General features: G+C 62.6%; 21 protein-coding genes. 12 read left to right on the top strand and 9 right to left on the bottom strand.

Translation table 11 applies throughout. The features are described from left to right. Positions 1-36 precede the first annotated feature (36 nt). From aroC to BM279_RS20840, 4 genes are read left to right on the top strand one after another with little or no spacing between them, the layout of a single operon-like run. Positions 37-1,128, top strand: coding sequence for a chorismate synthase (aroC, locus tag BM279_RS20825; protein ID WP_093506962.1), 1,092 nt, complete (start codon positions 37-39; stop codon positions 1,126-1,128). A 35-nt stretch (positions 1,129-1,163) separates the two neighbouring features. Beyond that, positions 1,164-1,766 (top strand): hypothetical protein, encoded by a 603-nt coding sequence (locus BM279_RS23470; protein ID WP_208604554.1) that lies wholly within the window; start codon positions 1,164-1,166, stop codon positions 1,764-1,766. Then, positions 1,763-2,911: an MFS transporter gene (locus BM279_RS20835; RefSeq protein WP_093506964.1), complete on the top strand. Its 1,149-nt coding sequence runs from the start codon at positions 1,763-1,765 to the stop codon at positions 2,909-2,911. The genes BM279_RS23470 and BM279_RS20835 overlap by 4 nt, the downstream gene beginning before the upstream one ends. 47 nt (positions 2,912-2,958) lie before the next feature. After that, the gene (locus BM279_RS20840; protein ID WP_167363182.1) at positions 2,959-3,504 is read left to right on the top strand and encodes an acireductone dioxygenase; all 546 of its coding nucleotides are present in this window, start codon (positions 2,959-2,961) and stop codon (positions 3,502-3,504) included. On the opposite strand, the gene BM279_RS20845 is transcribed toward BM279_RS20840, so the two are convergent. Continuing rightward, a complete protein-coding gene (locus BM279_RS20845; RefSeq protein WP_093506968.1) occupies positions 3,501-3,998 on the bottom strand; it encodes a methylated-DNA--[protein]-cysteine S-methyltransferase in 498 nt (165 codons plus the stop codon). The genes BM279_RS20840 and BM279_RS20845 overlap by 4 nt on opposite strands. A 2-nt stretch (positions 3,999-4,000) precedes the next feature. After that, positions 4,001-4,876, bottom strand: coding sequence for a DNA-3-methyladenine glycosylase family protein (locus BM279_RS20850; RefSeq protein WP_093506970.1), 876 nt, complete (start codon positions 4,874-4,876; stop codon positions 4,001-4,003). A 169-nt stretch (positions 4,877-5,045) separates the two neighbouring features. Here BM279_RS20850 and BM279_RS20855 point away from each other — a divergent pair, with 169 nt between their 5' ends. Continuing rightward, positions 5,046-7,124: an LTA synthase family protein gene (locus BM279_RS20855; RefSeq protein ID WP_244154201.1), complete on the top strand. Its 2,079-nt coding sequence runs from the start codon at positions 5,046-5,048 to the stop codon at positions 7,122-7,124. A gap of 56 nt (positions 7,125-7,180) precedes the next feature. Here BM279_RS20855 and BM279_RS23440 read toward each other — a convergent pair whose 3' ends face one another. Next, entirely contained in the window at positions 7,181-7,732 is a 552-nt protein-coding gene (locus BM279_RS23440; RefSeq protein WP_093506973.1) for a hypothetical protein, read from the bottom strand. A 582-nt stretch (positions 7,733-8,314) separates the two neighbouring features. Here BM279_RS23440 and BM279_RS20870 point away from each other — a divergent pair. Further along, positions 8,315-8,662, top strand: coding sequence for a ribonuclease E inhibitor RraB (locus BM279_RS20870; protein WP_093506975.1), 348 nt, complete (start codon positions 8,315-8,317; stop codon positions 8,660-8,662). 12 nt (positions 8,663-8,674) lie between these two features. Here BM279_RS20870 and BM279_RS20875 read toward each other — a convergent pair whose 3' ends face one another. After that, the gene (locus BM279_RS20875; RefSeq protein ID WP_093506977.1) at positions 8,675-8,989 is read right to left on the bottom strand and encodes a protealysin inhibitor emfourin; all 315 of its coding nucleotides are present in this window, start codon (positions 8,987-8,989) and stop codon (positions 8,675-8,677) included. Then, positions 8,986-10,029: a M4 family metallopeptidase gene (locus BM279_RS20880; RefSeq protein WP_093506979.1), complete on the bottom strand. Its 1,044-nt coding sequence runs from the start codon at positions 10,027-10,029 to the stop codon at positions 8,986-8,988. The genes BM279_RS20875 and BM279_RS20880 overlap by 4 nt, the downstream gene beginning before the upstream one ends. Before the next feature lie 368 nt (positions 10,030-10,397). Between BM279_RS20880 and BM279_RS20885 the strand changes: the two genes are divergently transcribed. From BM279_RS20885 to BM279_RS20900, 4 genes are all read left to right on the top strand, one after another. Further along, positions 10,398-11,807, top strand: coding sequence for a circularly permuted type 2 ATP-grasp protein (locus BM279_RS20885; protein WP_093506981.1), 1,410 nt, complete (start codon positions 10,398-10,400; stop codon positions 11,805-11,807). Positions 11,808-11,809: 2 nt separating this feature from the next. Beyond that, positions 11,810-12,760, top strand: a complete 951-nt coding sequence (locus BM279_RS20890) for an alpha-E domain-containing protein (RefSeq protein ID WP_093506983.1) — start codon at positions 11,810-11,812, stop codon at positions 12,758-12,760. After that, positions 12,757-13,554: a transglutaminase family protein gene (locus BM279_RS20895; RefSeq protein WP_093506985.1), complete on the top strand. Its 798-nt coding sequence runs from the start codon at positions 12,757-12,759 to the stop codon at positions 13,552-13,554. Before BM279_RS20890 ends, BM279_RS20895 begins: the two co-directional genes overlap by 4 nt. Before the next feature lie 115 nt (positions 13,555-13,669). Next, positions 13,670-14,569 (top strand): AEC family transporter, encoded by a 900-nt coding sequence (locus BM279_RS20900; RefSeq protein WP_093506987.1) that lies wholly within the window; start codon positions 13,670-13,672, stop codon positions 14,567-14,569. A gap of 407 nt (positions 14,570-14,976) precedes the next feature. Here the strand turns inward: BM279_RS20900 and BM279_RS20905 are convergent, their stop codons facing one another. Both BM279_RS20905 and BM279_RS23445 read right to left on the bottom strand, forming a co-directional pair. Continuing rightward, positions 14,977-15,243: a PepSY domain-containing protein gene (locus BM279_RS20905; RefSeq protein WP_093506989.1), complete on the bottom strand. Its 267-nt coding sequence runs from the start codon at positions 15,241-15,243 to the stop codon at positions 14,977-14,979. 80 nt (positions 15,244-15,323) lie between these two features. Beyond that, a complete protein-coding gene (locus BM279_RS23445) occupies positions 15,324-15,494 on the bottom strand; it encodes a hypothetical protein (RefSeq protein ID WP_167363183.1) in 171 nt (56 codons plus the stop codon). 189 nt (positions 15,495-15,683) lie between these two features. On the opposite strand from BM279_RS23445, the gene BM279_RS20910 reads away from it, so the two are divergent. Further along, complete coding sequence (locus tag BM279_RS20910) at positions 15,684-16,412, top strand: amidotransferase (RefSeq protein ID WP_027905212.1); 729 nt, start codon at positions 15,684-15,686, stop codon at positions 16,410-16,412. A 91-nt stretch (positions 16,413-16,503) separates the two neighbouring features. Here BM279_RS20910 and mqo read toward each other — a convergent pair whose 3' ends face one another. Both mqo and BM279_RS20920 read right to left on the bottom strand, forming a co-directional pair. Continuing rightward, a complete protein-coding gene (gene mqo, locus BM279_RS20915; RefSeq protein ID WP_093506991.1) occupies positions 16,504-18,114 on the bottom strand; it encodes a malate dehydrogenase (quinone) in 1,611 nt (536 codons plus the stop codon). Positions 18,115-18,444: 330 nt separating this feature from the next. Then, positions 18,445-18,813 (bottom strand): hypothetical protein, encoded by a 369-nt coding sequence (locus tag BM279_RS20920; protein WP_093506993.1) that lies wholly within the window; start codon positions 18,811-18,813, stop codon positions 18,445-18,447. Between the two features lie 275 nt (positions 18,814-19,088). On the opposite strand from BM279_RS20920, the gene BM279_RS20925 reads away from it, so the two are divergent. Continuing rightward, positions 19,089-19,519 (top strand): aldehyde dehydrogenase family protein (locus tag BM279_RS20925; protein ID WP_143103618.1); only part of this gene is annotated, 431 nt, incomplete at its 3' end.

The following is a 19,519-nucleotide window of genomic DNA, read 5'->3' on the forward strand; positions in this document are numbered from 1 at the left end:
CAGGCTGCGGATCGAACTTCTCTGGAGCCTCGCGCAATGTCCGGCAATACCTTCGGCAAGCTGTTCACCGTCACCACGGCAGGCGAGAGCCATGGCCCGGCGCTGGTCGCCATCGTCGACGGCTGCCCGCCCGGCCTGCAGATTTCCCTGGACGACCTGCAGCGCGACCTGGATCGCCGCAAGCCCGGCACCAGTCGCCATACCACCCAGCGTCAGGAAGCCGACGAGGTGGAAATCCTCTCCGGGGTGTTCGAAGGCAAGACCACCGGCTGCGCCATCGGCCTGCTGATCCGCAACACTGACCAGAAGTCCAAGGACTACTCGGCGATCAAGGACCTGTTCCGCCCGGCCCATGCCGACTACACCTACCACCACAAGTACGGGATCCGCGACTACCGTGGCGGCGGCCGCAGCTCGGCCCGCGAGACCGCCATGCGCGTGGCGGCCGGCGCCATCGCCAAGAAGTACCTGGCCAGCCAGGGTATCGTCATTCGCGGCTACATGAGCCAGCTCGGCCCTATCGAAATCCCGTTCAAGACCTGGGATTCGGTGGAAGAGAACGCCTTCTTCAGCCCTGATCCTGCCAAGGTGCCGGAGCTGGAGGCCTACATGGACCAGCTGCGCCGCGACCAGGATTCGGTAGGCGCGAAGATCACCGTGGTGGCCGAAGGCGTGATGCCGGGCCTCGGCGAGCCGATCTTCGATCGCCTGGACGCCGAGCTGGCCCATGCGCTGATGAGCATCAACGCGGTCAAGGGCGTGGAAATCGGTGATGGTTTCGCGGCCGTTGCCCAGCGCGGCACCGAGCACCGTGACGAGCTGACCCCGGCGGGCTTCTTGACCAATCACGCCGGCGGCATTCTTGGTGGCATTTCCAGCGGCCAGCCGATCGTGGCTCACCTGGCGCTCAAGCCGACGTCCAGCATCACCACGCCGGGCCGCTCCATCGATGTGGATGGCAACCCGGCGGACGTGATCACCAAGGGCCGTCATGACCCCTGCGTCGGCATCCGCGCCACGCCCATCGCCGAGGCGATGATGGCTATGGTGCTGATGGATCATCTGCTGCGTCACCGTGGGCAGAACGCCGACGTGCGCGTGAATACGCCAGTGCTGCCGCAGCTTTAATCGAGCGCTCTGGCATCGTGCAAAGCGAGAGCGGCATGAGCGAATTTCCCGAGGTGCTGCGCAGCGTGGCCGGCAAGCGCATCTCGAGCGTTCGCGATGCGCTGTTCGCGCTGGAGTCGACCCAGATCGACGAGCAGGGGGCCGGTTACCTCGTTGCGCTCTACACCAGTAGCAAGCAGCTCGATGTGCGCAAACAGATACTCAAGTTGCTGTATGACTTCGATTTGCAGGCGCTCGATGGGTTTTTCGCTCTGGCCTATCGAAAAGAGCGCTACCTGGACATGAAAATCTATGCGCTTCGTGGCCTAGCGCGGCGCTCCGAAGAGAAGCAGCTGCAGCAATTGCTCGAGGGTTTTCGCCAAACCCTGGCGAAGCGGCAGCATTCCACGCCGTACAACTATCAGGAGTACGAGCTGCTCAGGGGGCGTAATGCGCTGCCGTATCTGGTCGAGCGTTATGGCTACGCCTGCCTGCGCGATACCCTCGAGCAGGTCAACCAACAGTACGAAGCCATGCCGGAAGCCTTCAAAGGGCATTTCACGGTAGATGAAAACGGTACGTTGATCACCCTGCGCGAACCGGGCGCAAGCAGTGCAATGATTCGGCAATTCTTCGCTAGCAAGGATGTTCAGATTTGACGCCGGCCCTCCCGTACTGGCGGCTGTCCGGCTTCTATCTCTTTTACTTCGCGCTGCTGGGCGCCACGGCGCCGTTTCTCGGGCTGTATTTCGCGCACCTGGGTTTCTCGCCGGCGCGCATCGGCGAGTTGGTGGCCATTCCCATGCTGATGCGCTGCATCGCGCCGAACCTGTGGGGCTGGCTGGGCGATTGCAGCGGCCGACGCCTGCTGATCGTGCGGTTGGGCGCCTTGTGCACCTTGCTCAGCCTGAGCCTGATCTTCGTCAGTCACAGCTATGCCTGGCTGGCATTGGTGATGGCCCTGCATGCGTTCTTCTGGCATGCGGTGCTGCCGCAATTCGAGGTCATCACCCTGGCGCATCTGCGCGAGCAATCGGCGCGCTATGCGCAGATTCGTCTGTGGGGCTCGATCGGTTTCATTCTCAGCGTGGTCGGCCTGGGCAAGGCGTTCGATCTGCTGAGCCTGGACGTCTATCCCTGGGCGCTGCTGCTGATCATCACCGGCATCGCCCTGAGCAGCTTCTGGGTGCCGGATGCGCAGCCGCTGGCGTCGTCGCAGGTGGCAGATCGGGGTGGTTTCCTGAAGCAGCTCAGGCAGCCTGGGGTGCTGGCCTTCTACCTGTGCGTGGCGCTGATGCAGCTGTCCCACGGGCCGTATTACACCTTTCTGAGCATCCACCTGGAGCAGCTCGGTTACAGCCGTGGGTTGATCGGCCTGCTGTGGGCTCTGGGGGTGGTGGCCGAGGTGCTGATGTTCATGGCCATGGCGCGCCTGCTGCAACGCTTCAGCCTGCGTCAGGTGCTGATCGCCAGTTTCGCCATCGCGGCACTGCGCTGGGTGCTGATGGGCTTTCTGGCCGATCACCTGAGCGTGCTGCTGTTCGCCCAGGTGCTGCACGCGGCCACTTTCGGAAGTTTCCACGCCGCATCCATCGCCTTCGTGCAGCGCAGTTTCGGCGCCCGCCAGCAGGGCCAGGGGCAGGCGCTGTACGCCTCGCTGGCCGGCATTGGCGGCGCGCTGGGTGCCTTGTACGCCGGTTACAGCTGGAACGGCCTTGGTCCGCAGTGGACATTCGCCCTGGCGGGGCTGGCCGCGTTGGTCGCAGCCGTTATCATGGCCCGACGCACGGCCGAGCCGACATGACCCAATCAGGTCGCCGCAAGGTGGCCGACAGCAGACAGGAATCACCCATGAGTCGCCTGAGCGTTCACCACCAGTCCAGCCCGCAGATCCCCAACAAGGTGCTGGGCCATGCCGAAGACATCGCCAGCACACTGGCGGCGGTCGGTATCGAGTTTCGCGAGTTGCCGCTGGAAAACCGCCTGCAGGCTGGCGCTAGCGAGCAGGAAATTCTGGCTGCGCTAGGCGAGATCCTGGAGCCGCTCAAGCGTGACAGCGACCTGAGCCACGCCGAGGTGATCAGCATCGACCAGCGCCACTGGCCCCGCGAGGGCGACAAACCGGTTCAGGCGCCGGTCGAGGTGCTGGCCGACGGCGCGCAGCTGTACCTGTTCCTGGCCGGGCAGGGCCTGCTGAGCCTGCATGTCGATGACTACGTGTATGCCTTGGTCGGTGAGCGCAATGCGCTGATCAGCGTGCCGGCCGGCACGCGTCACTGGTTCGATCTGGGCGAATTTCCCCACTGCGCGGCGATTCGTCTGTCTGCCGCAAACGCCGTGGCGGTGCGGCCAAGTGGTGATGCTATCGCTGGCGATTTCCCGCGCCTGGAGGACTAATCGAACAGGTTTGCTTGGGGCCGCGGCACCGCGCCTTCGAGCTCCAGCAGCAGCTGTTTGCGCGGCAGGCCGCCGGCAAAGCCGGTGAGGCTGCCGTCACGGCCGATCACCCGGTGGCAGGGAATGATGATGCAGATCGAATTGGCGCCATTGGCCGCGCCCACGGCGCGTACTGCTTTGGGCCGCTTGATGCGCTGGGCGAGGGCGCTGTAGCTGTCGATCTTGCCGAAGGGAATTTGCTGCAGCGCTCGCCAAACCGCCTGCTGGAAGGGCGTACCCTGCGGGTTGAGGCGCAGCTCGAAGCGTCGCCGGCGGCCTTCGAAGTATTCATCGAGCTGGCGGCTGGCGTCATCGAGCTGTGAGCCGGCCTCGCGCCACCCATCACCGATCCGCCAGGGCGTGCGCTCCACGTCCATCAGCAACTGCTGCAGACCGTGCTCGTCGCCGACCATGAACAGGCGGCCGATAGGGCTTTCCTGATAGCGATAGAACATCCTCAGCCTCCCGAGTAGTTATGCCACAGATGCGCGGCGGCATAGGCGCGCCACGGCCGCCAGGCCTCGGCATGCAATTGCAGTTGCCGGGCGCTGATGCCGGCCGGGCCCCAGATCGGCGCCTTGAGCAGGCCCAGGTCACTGGCGGGGAAGGCGTCGGCGTCGCCGAAAGCACGCAGGGCGATGTATTCGGCTGTCCATGGGCCGATGCCGGGCAGAGCGCACAGCTGCTCGATCAGCTCGCTCGCCCCCTGACTGATATCCAGGCGTAGCGCGCCGCTGGCAACCTGGGCGGCGAAATGCTGCAGGGTCTGCACCCGTTTGCCGGGCATGCCGATGCCGTCGAGATTGGCCTCGGCGATGGCCGCCGGCGTTGGAAACAGCCGGTCGATACCGTCGGGGGCTCCCTCCAGCGATTCGCCAAGCCGCGTTATCAAACGCCCGGTGATAGTCACCGCGGCCTTGACGGTGACCTGCTGGCCGACGATGGCGCGCACCGCTTGCTCGAAGGCATCGAAGGCGGTCGGCAGGCGTAGGCCTGGATTGCGTGCCAGCATCTCTGCCAGATATTGGTCGGCCGCGAAATGCGCGGCGATCAGCGCAGGTTCAGCGTCCATGTCGAACATACGCCGTACGCGCTGTACCAATTCCGGCAGGCAGGCGTTGGCCGAGGCGCTGTGCTCCAGGGTCAGGGCGTGCTGGTCAGGCAGGGCGGTAACGCGAAACCAGCCGGTAACTTCGCCCAGGCGAAAGCTACGGCAGTAATCGCGTTCACCCAGGCATTCCTGGCCGGCGATGGCGCGCAGCTGGAAGTGAGCGTGGAACTGCTGCCAGTCCCAGGGCGCCTGGTAGGGCAGGGTGAGGAGGGTGTTGGTCATGGCGACGACGATAACCTCGTGGCAAGACTTTGTCTGCGTGCAAAGTGACTTTCAAACGGCACGGAGAGGGCTGTCGACAAAATTTTCACATCCGAGCGAGCACACTGCTGCGGCGCCGCTCGCCGAATTGGCCGGGCCTGCCGTAAATGTCTCAAGCGGAAGATCGATCATGACCCCTACAGCAGTTCAGGGCACCCCTCAAAAAACATCGAATCCCTTACGCAGCCAGTTGCTCTTCACCCTGTACAGCGGCCTTGCCCTGTTGGTGATGTACACGCTGCTGCGCGTCGCCTTGCTGGTCTATAACCGCGAGCTGATCGGCGACACGCCGGGCGCCGCCTTTGTGGAGGCTTTCTACAATGGGATGCGCTTCGACCTGCGCGTGGTGGTTTACGCCTGTGCGCCGCTGCTGATCGCGCTACTCAGCACCCGCGTCATGCTCGCGCGCATCTGGCAGCGCACCTGGCTGACCTTGTTCGCCAGCATCACGCTGTTTCTCGGCCTGGCCGAGCTGGATTTCTACAAGGAATTTCACCAGCGTCTGAACAGCCTGGTGTTCCAGTACCTGCAGGAAGACCAAGCCACGGTGATGAGCATGCTGTGGAACGGCTTTCCGGTGGCGCGCTATCTGATCGCCTGGGCCGTGATCACTGGCCTGCTGTGGTGGATGTTCAGCCGTTTCGACCGCGCCAGTCGGGCCAAAACGCCGGTTGCTGCGGGTACCGCTCGGCCAACGGTGGCCTGGTACTGGCGCTTCTCGGCGTTCTTTCTTTGCCTGCTGATCGCGGTGATCGCTGCCCGTGGTCATTTGCGTCAGGGGCCGCCGCTGCGCTGGGGTGATGCCTACACCACCGAATCGATGTTCGCCAACCAGCTCGGCCTCAATGGCACGCTGACCCTGGTCAGTGCCGCTCAGGCAACGTTCAGCGCACACCGCGACAACACCTGGAAGTCGACCATGGAGGATGAGCAGGCCCGGCAGATCACTCGCGACATGCTGCTGACCCCGGACGACCAGTTGGTCGACGCCGACAGCGCCGCCATCCGCCGCGTCTACACGCCGCCGAGCGACAAGACCCTACCGATTCGCAACGTGGTGGTGATCCTGATGGAAAGCTTCGCCGGCCATTCGGTCGGCGCGCTTGGAGCACCGGGCAATATCACGCCGAACTTTGACAAGCTGAGCAAGGAGGGGCTGCTGTTCGACCGTTTCTTCTCCAACGGCACCCACACCCATCAGGGCATGTTCGCCACCATGGCGTGCTTCCCGAACCTGCCGAGCTTCGAGTACCTGATGCGCACGCCGGAAGGTGCCCACAAGTTCTCCGGCCTGCCGCAGCTGCTCAGCGCCCGTGGCTACGACAACCTGTACGTCTACAACGGCAATTTCCAGTGGGACAACCAGTCCGGCTTCTTCAGCAACCAGGGCATGACCAATTTCATTGGCCGCGAGGATTTCGTCGACCCGGTGTTCATGGACCCGACCTGGGGCGTGTCCGATCAGGACATGTTCGACCGCGGCGCCCTGGAGCTGAAAACCAATTACGGCCAGAAACCCTTCTACGCGCTGCTACAGACCCTTTCCAACCATACGCCCTATGCACTGCCCAAGGATTTGCCGGTGGAGCGGGTGATGATCGACGGCAAGGAAGACCTGCACCGCACCGCGATGCGCTATTCGGACTGGGCGTTGGGGCAGTTCTTCGAGAAGGCGCGCAAGGAGCCGTATTTCAACCAGACGCTGTTCGTGGTGGTCGGTGACCATGGCTACGTAGCGCCCGATCAGCTGACCGATATCGATCTGCACCGTTTCAACGTGCCGCTCTTGCTGATCGCCCCCGGCATTCAGGAGAAGTTCGGCAAGGTCAGCCACACCGTCGGCACCCAGGTCGATATCGTGCCAACCATCATGGGCCGCCTTGGTGGCGATGCACGCCACCAGTGCTGGGGCCGTGACCTGCTCAATCTGCCTGAGGGCGACACAGGTGTAGGAGTGATCAAACCTTCGGGCGGTGATCAGACCGTGGCCATCGTCACGGCTGACCAGATACTGGTGCAGCCCAAGGATTTCGAGCCGCGGATGTACCGCTATCAGCTGGGTGCAAAGCCGGCGGCCACGCGCATCGAAGGCCCGGTCGACGAGACGCTGAAGAAACGCCTGGAGGCCTTCCTGCAAACCGCCACCAAGAGCCTGCTGGACAATACTGCTGGCGTGGTGGACGGCATGCCTGACAAACCAAAGCCCTGAGGCAGAAATGAAAACCGGCGCATATGCGCCGGTTTTTGATTAGGGCAGGTGAGTGGTCAGCTGCAACCTTCCACATAGAACACCGCAGGCGGCAGGCCGATGCGCCACCGGGTCACTACACCATTGCTATCGGTTTGGAATACCAGGCGAGCGTCGCTATCGGTGTAAGGCGTGACGATGAAATCGGTGGCACCTGGCTCGTATTTGTTGGGCTGCTCCTCGAAGCGACCCGGATAGGTCGCGCGAATTTGCTGGGAACTGCTGCCCACCTGCAGGCCGCGGGGCGCCTTGCGCTCGCGGGTGTCGATGTCATAACGCACGAATTGGCCGTTCTCGAGCATGAATGAGGTGCCGAAGCCGTTGGCCGGACGCGGATCCTGAAACAGTTGGCGACAGGTGCCCGAGCCGCCGCCGTCACGCAGCGAGCCTTTCCAGGCTGCGCGCACGGCCGTTTCGTCACTACCAAACCGGGCGCTGGCAAAGCCGGCGAAGGGACTCAGGTCCTCCTTTTCCTGCAGCTTGGGCGGGCTGCTCTGGGCGGCGGAGGCGGTTTTGGCGGGGGTATTGCTGGCGTCGCTGCAGGCGCTCAGCGCCAGAATACTGGTCATCACAACAGCGGAAATTGAAAGCGTACGGTTCGCCATGAAAATCCAACCTTCGTCTCGAATGGGAGCGGCCGCGCGAGGCGGCCGAGTCGGTAAGGCATGAGACCGGGAGAATCAGGCATGGGTATGCCGGTGCAGAGCAAAAGGCCCGCTGCGTATGCAGGCCTTTCGTCGCAGTCTCATGCTGCGTGGCGTTTGGCCACGTTTTCGCAAAAAAGATCCCGACTTTTATCTAGATGCCGATTGACCAGCCATTTGCCGTGGGTAATCGAGGCCTGCTGTGTCGGGGCGGCAAGCACGATGCAAGTGGCGCCGCCAGCAGGGCGTGGCTTCAATTGCGGGTATGACACGGCACCACGGGCTGGCGCTGTGGTCCGACGAACTGTGGAAAAAGATAGTTGCATGACCCGGCGCGCCCCGCGGTCTATGCTTTGAGGGCGTGCTGCGTTGATCGAGCACGTATCTTCACTTCAGCTCGTACCAGAGGCCCCAGGCCTTCGCGTCATCACGGTGCGCCGTGTGTTGCATGTTGAGTCAGATCGCCGTTTTACGGCGTATCCAATCCTCGTCTGATGGAGATCAACTATGAGCACGATTCTGCACGAAGATGTTGGTAGCGGCATTCTGCGCCGCATGAAGGAAGGCGGATTCGATTTCGCCAGCGTCCATCCCATCGAGTTCTACGCTATTTTTCCCGACCAGGACCGGGCCCTGAAGGCCACTCGCAACTTTCGCGGCGAGAGCCTACACGCCCAGGTCACCGAGCGTGACGAGGGCGACTGGTATCTGCAGGTCAGCAAGGTCATGCACGTGACGCCGGCCGGCATCGGTGATTTCGCCCAGGATCTGGAGTCTGTGGTGATCCCCCTGGGCGGTGAGCTGGACGGCTGGGGCGTGACCCAGCAGATCAGCGCCACCAGCTCGCACGAGTAGCGCCGCTCGGCGCTACAGTCCTTTTTCCCAAAGTGTCACCAGATCCCGGGGAGCCTGCTCCTCGGGAACGTTCAGCACCATCTCCTGCGCGCGCTCGGCGCAACTTCGAAGCTCGATGCGATAGAAGCGTCGGTCGCCCTGGCCAGGCTGGCTGCTGGCTATCGGCAGGCAGGCTTCGAGTAGCGAACACACCTGGCCACGCTGTTCGGGGTCGCACTGAGCGAAGTCGATCTCCCGTGGACGGCTGAGCGCGGCAATCGCCGCGAAACCGCCCTGGCGCGATATGCGCACCAGGGCCTCGTCGGTCAACGGCGGCAGCTTGTTCATGGTTGCGTCACCTCGACGCCCACATCCTTCCATGCCTTGGCTACCGCAGCGGCTTCGCTTGAGCTCTGGCCGAAGCGCTGTGCGGCGCGATCCACGCACAGGCTCGCGAAGGCGGTGAAGTCGGCGTCGTTGCCTAGCCGTTCATCACACAAGGTGTCGTACCAGATCGGCCCGGCCTTTTCCCAGGCATGGCCGCCCAGCGCGGTCGCGGCCAGATAGAAGGCGCGGTTGGGGATGCCGGAGTTGATATGAACACCACCATTATCCTCGCGGGTCTGCACGAAGTCGCGAATGTGGGCCGGCTGCGGGTCCTTGCCCAGCAGCGGATCCTCGTAGGCGCTGCCAGGTTCTGCCATGGAACGCAGGCCCTTGCCGTTGACCCACTCGGTAAGCAAGCCGGCGCCGATGATCCAGTCCGACTGCTGGGCAGTCTGCTGCAAGGCGTATTGCTTGGTGAGGATGCCGAACACGTCGGACAGCGATTCGTTGAGCGCCCCAGACTGGTTGACGTAAACCAGCGCCGCTTCACTGTCGATCACGCCGTGGGTCAGCTCGTGGGCGACCACATCCAGGGCAATGGTGAAACGGTTGAAGATCTCGCCGTCACCGTCGCCGAAAACCATCTGCTCGCCGTTCCAGAAGGCGTTCTCGTAGCGCTGGCCGTAATGCACGGTGCCGATCAGCGGCAGGCCATTACCATCGATGGAATGCCGGCCGAGCACCTCGTGGAAGAACCGGTAGGTGGCACCCAGGGCCTCGTAAGCTTCGTCGGCCGCCTCGTCGCCACTGGCTGGCTGGCCTTCGCCGCGAACGAGCTGGCCGGGTAGCTGCATCCGCTGCTGCGCATCATGGATGCTGCGCTCGGGTTGGCCAGCGGCCATCAGCTGGCGCGCCTGCATGTTATTCGGGCGCTGCTTGCCGTTGTTGTGCCTGAGGGAGGCAACGTGCTGCAGGGTGTTGCGCGCGCAATCGCGCTGCTGCTCGGAGCCGTGGCCGATGATGCGGTCGAGAAGGTAGGGCGGGATCAGGCTGCGGTTCATGGTGGGAATCCTTGTCCGGAGAGGCATGCCGGCCAGGTCGATACCTGACCACTCTCAGGTGGGAACGCTACACGCCGGCAATGTTTCCGCCGCGCTGACATTTCTGGACAAAAGGGCACGCTACATAAAAGTGCAATGCTTTGCCGCCTCGCCTGTCCGAGATTTCATGGGGTAGAGCAGCTTAGTCAGGCGGTCTGGAAAGCCGATGTCAGCAGATTGTGCAGGCGACCTGCCTGAGTGCGCTCATTGCGCTCCAATATGGTGCAAGGCGGTCCGGTTTTAAAAATAAGTACTTGATTATAAAGGCCTAAATTCGGTGGCTCGACGCTTGCACTGTCTGCGTCGAACTGGGTTGCAAGGAGTAGAGCATGACCCGCGCCTTTTACGACGAGATGCACCTGCCGGACGGCACCTGCCGCCCCCATTACCAGGCCTTTTCCCGCTGGCTGCAGGAAACACCTCAGGAACTGCTCGACCAGCGCCGCCGTGAGGCGGATCTGCTTTTTCACCGCGCCGGCATCACCTTTACCCTGTATGGCGACGCTCAGGGCACTGAGCGGCTGATTCCCTTCGATATTATTCCGCGCAGCATTCCAGCAAGCGAATGGCGTATCGTCGAGCGTGGCTGCATCCAGCGCGTGCAGGCGCTGAACATGTTTCTCGCCGATCTCTACCACGATCAGCGCATCATCAAGGCGGGCCTGATTCCGGCCGAACAGGTGCTGGCCAACGAAGGCTATCAACTGGCGATGCAGGGTCTCGATCTGCACCGTGACCTGTATGCGCATATCGCCGGCGTCGATCTGGTGCGCGATGGCGACGGCACCTATTACGTGCTCGAGGACAACCTGCGTACCCCCAGCGGCGTGAGCTACATGCTCGAAGACCGCAAGATGATGATGCGCCTGTTCCCCGAGCTGTTCGCCAACCAGCGCATCGCACCCATCGATCACTATCCCAGCCTGCTGCTCGACACCCTGAAGAGCTCCAGCCCGCTCGACAACCCTACCGTGGTGGTCCTCACCCCAGGGCGGTTCAACAGCGCCTATTTCGAGCACGCGTTCCTGGCGCGGGAGATGGGCGTCGAGCTGGTGGAGGGCGCCGACCTGTTCGTGCGTGACGACAAGCTGTTCATGCGCACCACCGCTGGCGCCAAGCAGGTCGACGTGGTGTATCGCCGCCTGGATGACGCCTTTCTCGATCCGTTGGCCTTCAACCCGGAGTCGACGCTCGGGGTACCCGGGCTGCTTTCCACCTATCGGTCGGGCAACGTGGTGCTGGCCAATGCCATCGGCACCGGCGTGGCGGACGACAAATCGATCTACCCCTATGTTGGCGAGATGATTCGTTTCTATCTGGACGAGGAGCCGATCCTCAAGAATGTACCGACCTGGCAGTGCCGCAAGCCGGCCGAGCTGTCGCACGTGCTGGCCAACTTGAAGGACCTGGTGGTCAAGGAAACCCAGGGCTCGGGCGGTTACGGGATGCTCGTCGGTCCCGCGGCCAGCAACGCGGAAATCGAGGCCTTTCGCCTGCGCCTGATTGCCAGGCCGGAAGCCTATATCGCCCAACCGACGCTGTGCCTGTCGACCTGCCCGACATTCGTGGAGAACGGCATCGCGCCGCGGCACATCGACCTGCGCCCCTTCGTGCTGTCCGGCAAGGAAACACGCATCGTGCCCGGCGGCCTGACCCGCGTGGCGCTGCGTGAAGGCTCGCTGGTGGTCAACTCGTCGCAGGGCGGCGGCACCAAGGACACCTGGGTGGTGGAGGACTGAGCATGCTATCGAGAACCGCCTCTGACCTGTACTGGATGTCCCGCTATCTGGAGCGCGCGGAGAACCTGGCGCGCATGCTGGACGTCAGCTACTCGTTGTCGCTGATGCCACAGGACGGGCGCCGTGGTGGCCTCGACGAATTGGCGATGCCACTGCTGATCACCGGCACCATGGAGGATTACCAGCAACGCCATGGCGCGCTGCACGCCGAGCGCATTCTGCATTTCTTCGCTCTGGACGCCGAGAACCCCGCGAGCATCTACAGCTGCCTGGGTGCGGCACGCAGCAATGCCCACGCCGTGCGCGGGCGAATTACGGCCGACATGTGGGAGAACATCAACGCCACCTGGCTTGAAATTCGCGGCATCGCCGAGCAGGGGCTGGGCCGTTATGGCATCAGCCGGTTCTGCGAGTGGGTCAAGGAGCGCTCGCATCTGTTCCGTGGTGCCACCTTCGGCACCATCGTGCGTGGCGAGGCCTATCGCTTCATTCGCCTGGGCACCTTCATCGAGCGCGCCGACAACACCCTGCGCCTGCTCGATTCACGCTACGAACTGATGGGCGAGGACGTCGATGAGGTCGATGGCCGGCCGGCTCACAGTTATTACCAGTGGAGCGCCTTGCTGCGCGCGCTGTCCTCGTTCGAGGCGTTCGCCGAGGTCTATCGGGGCTCGCCGGGCGCGCGCAAAGTGTCGGAATTGCTGCTGCTGCGTCGCGAGGTACCGCGCTCGCTGAGCGCCTGCATGGACGAGTTGTACCAGATGCTCGCCGGCCTGCCCGGCGACAACGGCCGCCCGGCGCAGCGCCTGGCGGCCGAACTCAATGCGCGGCTGCGCTACACCAGCATCGATGAGGTGCTGGAGGAGGGGCTGCACGCCTGGCTGACCGAATTCATCGAGCAGATTCACGAACTCGGCAGCGCCATTCACACGTCCTATCTGGAGGTCGCATGAGACTGTCCATTCGCCACAACACCAGCTATCACTACGACGATCAGGTACGGGCCAGCATCCAGTACCTGCGCCTTACGCCCCATGACAGCACTCGCCAGCAAATCCTCGACTGGCAGCTGGATCTGCCGCGGCCGGTTCGTGCGCAGCGCGACCCCTACGGCAACATTCTCCACGTGCTGACTCTGGACGAACCTCACGAGTCCATTGTCATCGGCGCCCAAGGCCTGGTAGATATCGACGAGTCCAGTGATGCCGAGCACGAGAGCCAGTCGGCGCTGCCGTTCCTGCGCTTCACCCGGCTGACAGAGGCGGATGCAGCGCTGCGTGAGTTCGCCTGGAAGCAGTGCGCCCAGCGCCGTGATCGCAACGCGCTGATCGACCTGATGCATGGCCTCAACGACCACATTCGCTATCAGCCCGGGGCCACTGCCGTGGAAACCAGCGCTGCCGAAGCGTTCGCCGGGCGTCAGGGCGTCTGCCAGGACCATGCCCACGCCTTTCTCGCCTGCGCGCGCAGCCTCAGCATTCCGGCGCGTTACGTATCTGGCTATCTGGTGACCGACAGTCAGGATCACCTGGCCAGCCACGCCTGGGCCGAGGCTTGGCTCGATGGCGCCTGGTACAGCTTCGACGTGACCAACTGTCTGGCGCGCCCGGAGCGCCATCTCAAGCTGGCCATCGGCCTCGATTACCTGGATGCCTGCCCGGTACGCGGCATGCGCCGTGGCGGCGGCAGCGAGCGGATGATGGCGCGGGTCGATGTCGAGCCGCTGATTCAGGTGCAGGCACAGTGATGGGTAAGGGCCGCGAGCGAGCCATGCTGGATCGCTGTGCCCATTCATGCCGTCAGTGCTTGCGATCAGCAGCTGATCGCCCCTAGCATGCGCGCTTTGCCCAAAGGGAGAGGCCATGCTGGCCGAGTTGTTTGCTGTACTGGCGCCGGTGATCATCGTTTCCGGCATCGGCTATGCCTGGGCCCGTAGCGGCCAGCAATACCCCACCGAGTTCATCGCCCGCCTGGTGCTGACCATCGGCACGCCGAGCCTGGTACTGGCGACCCTCAGCCGCGCCGATATCGACCCCGAAGCGTTTACCAGCATGGCCCTGGGTTGCGTACTGGTGACCCTATGCATGGGGCTGTTCGGCGCGCTGTTCAGTCGGCTGTTCCGCCAGCAGTGGAAGGTGTTGGTGCCGGCGTTCCTGTTTCCCAACACCGGCAACATGGGCCTGCCGATCAGCCTGTATGCCTTTGGCGAACATGGCTTGGCGCTCGCCGTGGCGTTCTTCCTTACGTTGTCGATCATGCAATTCAGCGTTGGCGTCGCGTTGTCCGGCAGCGCGACCTCTACCAAGCAGCTACTGGGCAACCTGCTGCGCAACCCGATCATGATCAGCTTGATTGTGGCTTTGCCAATGATTTTCTGGGATCTGCAGTTGCCACGCTGGGTCGCCAATACCGTAGGCCTTTTGGGCGGCATGACCATTCCGCTGATGCTACTGACCCTGGGCGTTTCACTGGCCAGCATTCGCCTGCATCACCTTGGCTCCGGCCTGGTGCTGGGGGCGCTGCGCATTATGCTGGGGGCTGGCGTCGGCTGGGCAATCGGCGCGGTGATGGGGCTGGAGCCGCTGACTCACGCCGTGCTGGTGGTGCAGTCGGCGATGCCGGTGGCGGTATTCAACTACCTGTTCGCGATCCGCGCCAATCGCTCGCCCGAACAAGTCGCGAGCCTGGTGATGTGTTCGACGCTATTGGCCATTGGCTGGCTGCCGCTGATCCTGGCCTGGTGGATGCCCCGAGTCGGCTGATCGGCGTCAGCCAATCATGCGGCTCAGGTTGGGAAGAATCAGCAGAACGGCGGTGGCGAAGAGGATCAGCCCCGCTTGGCGGAATTTGGGTTTCTTGAACATGGCCATTCACCTTTTGTGATTGTTGTCATGTGGGCCGTGAAAACCGCCTCGTCCCCAGCGCCTCGGCAAAACCCGACGGCATATGTATTGACTGTAGAGCGGGCGATTTGATTTTTTAGATCGCTTTGTTGCTAAAAAGGCGTTTTATCCTGCTACAAGGATATGGAACGCTTTTACACTTGCGTACAACCGTGGAGCCAGACGTTGTGCGCCCTGCAAAGGCTATTTCGCTGGACATAACCGTTCGTCGGGCTCGCGCGAGTCAATGAAAAACCGGCCACTGGGGCCGGTCTTCCTACGCTGGATCAGTCGTCCAGCTGCTCACGGATAACCTTGCCAGTCTTGCCATCCACACGGAACTCATAAAGACGGTTGTCCTCCTTGGTGCCTTCACCTTCCCAATAGCCGGCATCGTCGGCCTCGATCTTGTGAATCTGGGTATACCCAGCCTGCTTGGCGCTGCTCAGCGCCTGCTCGATGCTGATCCAGTCGGCGCCCGGGCGGTCGGCCATGGCGGCGCCTGCGCTCAGGGCAGCAGCGGCGGTAAGGGCAGTCAGAGTCTTCTTGAGCATCGTGGAACTCCTTTACGCAATAGGAATGTCGTACCTGCGAACAGGCACTGGTCGTTGGAGTTCCACGCTTCGCTTGGGGTTCAGGTAAAACTGCCCTGGTCTGGTGCGGCCGCTGGTGCTTCGCTCAGTGTCGGCACTGGTGGACTCGGGTGCTGCATGCTGGCCGCCAATAGGGGCAGGGCGATTGCCAGGTAGAACGCGATGGCGGCCAGGGCGCCGTTGCGCGCGTAGCGGATGGTTTGGCTGTGCATGAGGCCGTGCTCGTGAAGGGCCGTTGGGCCGATGCCGCAATCATCGGCGCGCCTGTGATGGGGGAGAGGTGAATATGGCTTATGACGGCCATCGAAACGGCTGATGGTTCGGATAGCGGCATGCCTCTTGCCTTGATGCAGCAGCCAAGGCAGGCTTTGCCTGCTTCGTTTCTCTTTTCAGGTACCGCCATGTCGCTGCAGATCTGCATTCTGGAAACCGACATCCTGCGTCCCGAGCTGGTCGACCAGTATCAGGGCTACGGCAAGATGTTCGAACGTCTCTTCGCGGGCCAGGCCATCGCCGCCGAGTTCCACGTGTTCAATGTGATGCAGGGCGACTATCCGCCTGCCGATGCGCGCTTCGATGCGTATCTGGTCACCGGCAGCAAGGCCGATTCCTTCGCCACCGACCCCTGGATCGAAACGTTGAAGATGTACCTGCTCGAGCGTTACCAGGCCGGCGACAAGTTGCTGGGTATCTGCTTCGGTCACCAGCTGCTGGCGTTGTTGCTCGGTGGCAAGGCCGAGCGGGCGAGCGCGGGTTGGGGCGTGGGTATCCACCATTACCAGCTCACCGAGCAGCCCGACTGGATGACGCCGAAACTGGATGAGCTGACGCTATTGATCAGCCATCAGGACCAGGTCACCCGCTTGCCGGAAAACGCCACACTGCTGGCCACCAGCCCGTTTTGCGCCCATGCGGCCTATCGCATCGGCGATCAGGTGCTGTGCTTCCAGGGCCACCCCGAATTCGTGCCCGAGTATTCCCGGGCGTTGCTGGACATCCGCCAGCAGCACATCGGCGAACCCACTTACCGGGCGGCGGTCCAGACGCTGGATCAGGCGCACCACGGGCGTACAGTCGGCGAGTGGATGCTGCGCTTCGTGGCCAACGGCAAGGCCGCACAGCCGGCGTGAGCGCTTGCTGACCATCCATAAAAAAACGGCCCTCGCGGGCCGTTTTTCGTTTCAGCTGGGCGCCGAGCGTGGAGACGTCGCTTAGCCAGATTTACAGCGCTGCAGCTTCTGCCTGCTGCGCATCCTCGGCTTGCGCCTCCGGCTTGACCTCGACGAACTTCAACTGCAGACGCTCGCTGCTCCAGGCGCGGGTCTGGTTGGTCAGTTCCAGGTTGTTGTTCAGGTTCTGGCCGTAGGAGGGGATGATCTCCTTCAGCTTGGCCTGCCACTCCGGCGATTTGATCTTGTCCTTGAAGGTACGCTCCATCAGGTGAAGCATGATCGGCGCGGCGGTGGAAGCACCCGGCGATGCGCCCAGCAGTGCGGCGATGGAGCCATCTTCGGAGCTGACCACTTCGGTGCCGAACTGCAGGATGCCGCCTTTCTCCGCATCCTTCTTGATGATCTGTACGCGTTGGCCGGCCTGCAGCATTTCCCAGTCTTCGTCACGGGCCATCGGGAAGTACTCGCGCAGCGAATCCATGCGGTCTTCCTGGCTGAGCATCAGCTGGCCGATCAGGTAGGTGCTCAGGGAGAAGTTGTCGATGCCGGCATTGACCATCGGCGAGATGTTGTGGGTGGTCATGGTGCCGAACATATCCAGCAGCGAACCATTCTTCAGAAACTTGGTGGAGAAGGTGGCGAATGGGCCGAACAGCAGCGCCTTCTTGCCATCGATCACGCGGGTATCCAGGTGAGGAACCGACATGGGTGGCGAGCCGACCGAAGCCATACCGTAAACCTTGGCCTGGTGCTGCTGGACGATGTCCTGATTGCGAGTGACCAACCAGGAGCCGCCAACCGGGAAACCGGCATAGCCTTCGGCTTCCGGAATGCCGGATTTCTGCAGCAGCTTGAGGGCGCCGCCGCCGGCACCGATGAATACGAACTTGGCGTTGACGGTGCTCAGCTTCTCGCCGTTGGCCAGATCCGCCACCACGACGTTCCAGGTGCCATCGTCGGCGCGCTTGATGTCGCGCACTTCATGTTGCACGTGAACGTTGAACACGTCCTTTTTCTGCGACAGGTTGTTGAGCAGCTGATTGGTGATCTCGCCGAAATTGACGTCGGTGCCGATCTCCATGCGCGTGGCAGCGATCTTCTCGCCCGGCTCGCGGCCTTCCATCACCAGCGGTACCCACTGTTTGATCTGCTCGGGGTCCTCGGAGAACTCCATGCCGCGGAACAGCGAACTGTGCTGCAGCGCTTCATAGCGCTTCTTGAGGAACGCGGTGTTTTTGTCACCCCACACGAAGCTCATGTGCGGCACGTTATTGATGAAGGAAGTCGGGTTCTTCAGAACGCCTTGCTCGACCTGGTAGGCCCAGAACTGCTTGGAAATCTCGAAGGACTCGTTGATCGTCACTGCCTTGCTGATGTCGATGCTGCCGTCTTCTTTTTCCGGGGTGTAATTCAGCTCCGCAAGGGCCGAGTGACCGGTGCCGGCGTTGTTCCAGGCATTGGAGCTCTCGCTGGCGACCGCAGGCAGACGCTCGTACAGGTCGATTTTCCAGCTCGGCTCCAGTTCATTGAGGTAGGTGCCAAGGCTCGCACTCATGATGCCCCCGCCGATCAGCAGGACGTCCACGGATTTTTCCGGTTCGGGCTGCTTGGCGCAGCCGAGCGCGCTCAAGCACAGGAAGGACAACAGGAGTTTTTTCATTTAGACAGACCATTTCAGTGATGTGATTGCATGGCGGCGAGGCTGACGCCGACTCGCGTGCGGTAAGCAGGCGGTCAAGTTCGCGGCTCGTCGCCAGGTTTCGTTCTGCGAAACCGGCCAGTCCCGGTGATTTTTTGAAACACCGGGCATTTACCTTCATCTGCGCGCTTTCGTCGCAGGCCGCCTCGAAAGGCAAGATCCATGCCTGCGTAACTATTAGTCAGCTAATTAGTAGTCTGCGCTTATTGCGTGGCAGTAAGAAGGCAGCACGACTGGCGAGTTTTCGCCGTCGAGCCGCTGCAAGGGTCGTTGATGTGGCGGATTCTCGCCTTATTGAGTTGCCGCACCGCCGACGCCTTGGCTGCCACCGCCGGTTCCTGGGGTGGCCGGAGCCGTCGAGCCACCACCTATGTTTGGCGCTGTTGTGGAAGGCTGTCGCTCGGTGCCGGTGCCGGTGCCGTTCTGACGGACAGGGGAGTTGAGTGTGCTGCGCGGCGTCTGCTGTTGCTGTTGCATCGGATCGGTAGTCGATTGGCCTGCACCGTTTACGTCAGTCGGCGGAGTACCGGTGCGTTCTTGAATCATCTCGTCGCCGATTTTGTCGCGCTGTTGCTGTAGGGTCAGGCCATCTTCGTCCGCCTGCGCACCTGCGCTGAACAGGGCGGCGAGCAGTAGGGTCGAGCCAATGAGTTTGTGCATGTCGGTCTCCTGATCGTGGGCATGTGATCAGGTGACTATCCCGGTTCTTGCAATGTTCAGAGAATCTTCCCCGTGGGGCGGCAACTGGCTTCGCTGGGCCCCGCGGCAAAAACGACGAAGGCGTCTATCCTGATAGCAGCTCGGCAGCCGCAGGCTCTGCCACGCCGGTTTACGGCGATTCGGTGGCAGGCGGCAGGTTGCTGGCAGTCGGAATCGAACCCCGGCCTGTCTCTGGCCTCAGAAAGCAGGCCCCCAACAATAAAGAGGTCACTCACATGATTTATGCCAAACCCGGTACCGCAGGCGCCGTCGTCACCCTGAAATCGCGCTACGGCAACTACATCGGCGGCGAGTTCGTCGCGCCGGTGGGCGGTCAGTACTTTACCAATACCAGCCCGGTGGATGCCTCGGCCATCGGCGAATTCCCGCGCTCGGACGCCAAGGACATCGACAAGGCCCTGGATGCCGCCCACGCTGCCGCCGATGCCTGGGGCAAAACGTCAGTGCAGGACCGCGCGCTGATCCTCTTGAAGATCGCCGACCGCATCGAAGCCAACCTCGAACTGCTGGCCGTGGCCGAAACCTGGGACAACGGCAAGGCCGTACGCGAGACCCTGAACGCCGACGTGCCGCTGGCCGCCGATCACTTCCGCTACTTCGCCGGCTGCATCCGCGCCCAGGAAGGCACCTCGGCGGAGATCAACGA

Source organism: Phytopseudomonas straminea (assembly GCF_900112645.1).
GTDB classification, from domain to species: Bacteria; Pseudomonadota; Gammaproteobacteria; order Pseudomonadales; family Pseudomonadaceae; genus Aquipseudomonas; species Aquipseudomonas straminea.

Excerpts from the sequence above, each read along its gene's own strand:
- BM279_RS20890 (WP_093506983.1), top strand. The coding sequence starts at position 11,810 with ATGCTATCGAGAACCGCCTCTGACCTGTACTGGATGTCCCGCTATCTG.
- BM279_RS20895 (WP_093506985.1), top strand. The coding sequence starts at position 12,757 with ATGAGACTGTCCATTCGCCACAACACCAGCTATCACTACGACGATCAG.
- BM279_RS20885 (WP_093506981.1), top strand. The coding sequence starts at position 10,398 with ATGACCCGCGCCTTTTACGACGAGATGCACCTGCCGGACGGCACCTGC.
- BM279_RS20840 (WP_167363182.1), top strand. The coding sequence starts at position 2,959 with ATGAGTCGCCTGAGCGTTCACCACCAGTCCAGCCCGCAGATCCCCAAC.
- aroC (WP_093506962.1), top strand. The coding sequence starts at position 37 with ATGTCCGGCAATACCTTCGGCAAGCTGTTCACCGTCACCACGGCAGGC.
- BM279_RS23445 (WP_167363183.1), bottom strand. The coding sequence starts at position 15,494 with ATGCACAGCCAAACCATCCGCTACGCGCGCAACGGCGCCCTGGCCGCC.
- BM279_RS23470 (WP_208604554.1), top strand. The coding sequence starts at position 1,164 with ATGAGCGAATTTCCCGAGGTGCTGCGCAGCGTGGCCGGCAAGCGCATC.
- mqo (WP_093506991.1), bottom strand. The coding sequence starts at position 18,114 with ATGAAAAAACTCCTGTTGTCCTTCCTGTGCTTGAGCGCGCTCGGCTGC.
- BM279_RS20920 (WP_093506993.1), bottom strand. The coding sequence starts at position 18,813 with ATGCACAAACTCATTGGCTCGACCCTACTGCTCGCCGCCCTGTTCAGC.
- BM279_RS20900 (WP_093506987.1), top strand. The coding sequence starts at position 13,670 with ATGCTGGCCGAGTTGTTTGCTGTACTGGCGCCGGTGATCATCGTTTCC.
- BM279_RS23440 (WP_093506973.1), bottom strand. The coding sequence starts at position 7,732 with ATGACCAGTATTCTGGCGCTGAGCGCCTGCAGCGACGCCAGCAATACC.
- BM279_RS20845 (WP_093506968.1), bottom strand. The coding sequence starts at position 3,998 with ATGTTCTATCGCTATCAGGAAAGCCCTATCGGCCGCCTGTTCATGGTC.
- BM279_RS20855 (WP_244154201.1), top strand. The coding sequence starts at position 5,046 with ATGACCCCTACAGCAGTTCAGGGCACCCCTCAAAAAACATCGAATCCC.
- BM279_RS20870 (WP_093506975.1), top strand. The coding sequence starts at position 8,315 with ATGAGCACGATTCTGCACGAAGATGTTGGTAGCGGCATTCTGCGCCGC.
- BM279_RS20905 (WP_093506989.1), bottom strand. The coding sequence starts at position 15,243 with ATGCTCAAGAAGACTCTGACTGCCCTTACCGCCGCTGCTGCCCTGAGC.
- BM279_RS20880 (WP_093506979.1), bottom strand. The coding sequence starts at position 10,029 with ATGAACCGCAGCCTGATCCCGCCCTACCTTCTCGACCGCATCATCGGC.
- BM279_RS20875 (WP_093506977.1), bottom strand. The coding sequence starts at position 8,989 with ATGAACAAGCTGCCGCCGTTGACCGACGAGGCCCTGGTGCGCATATCG.
- BM279_RS20850 (WP_093506970.1), bottom strand. The coding sequence starts at position 4,876 with ATGACCAACACCCTCCTCACCCTGCCCTACCAGGCGCCCTGGGACTGG.
- BM279_RS20910 (WP_027905212.1), top strand. The coding sequence starts at position 15,684 with ATGTCGCTGCAGATCTGCATTCTGGAAACCGACATCCTGCGTCCCGAG.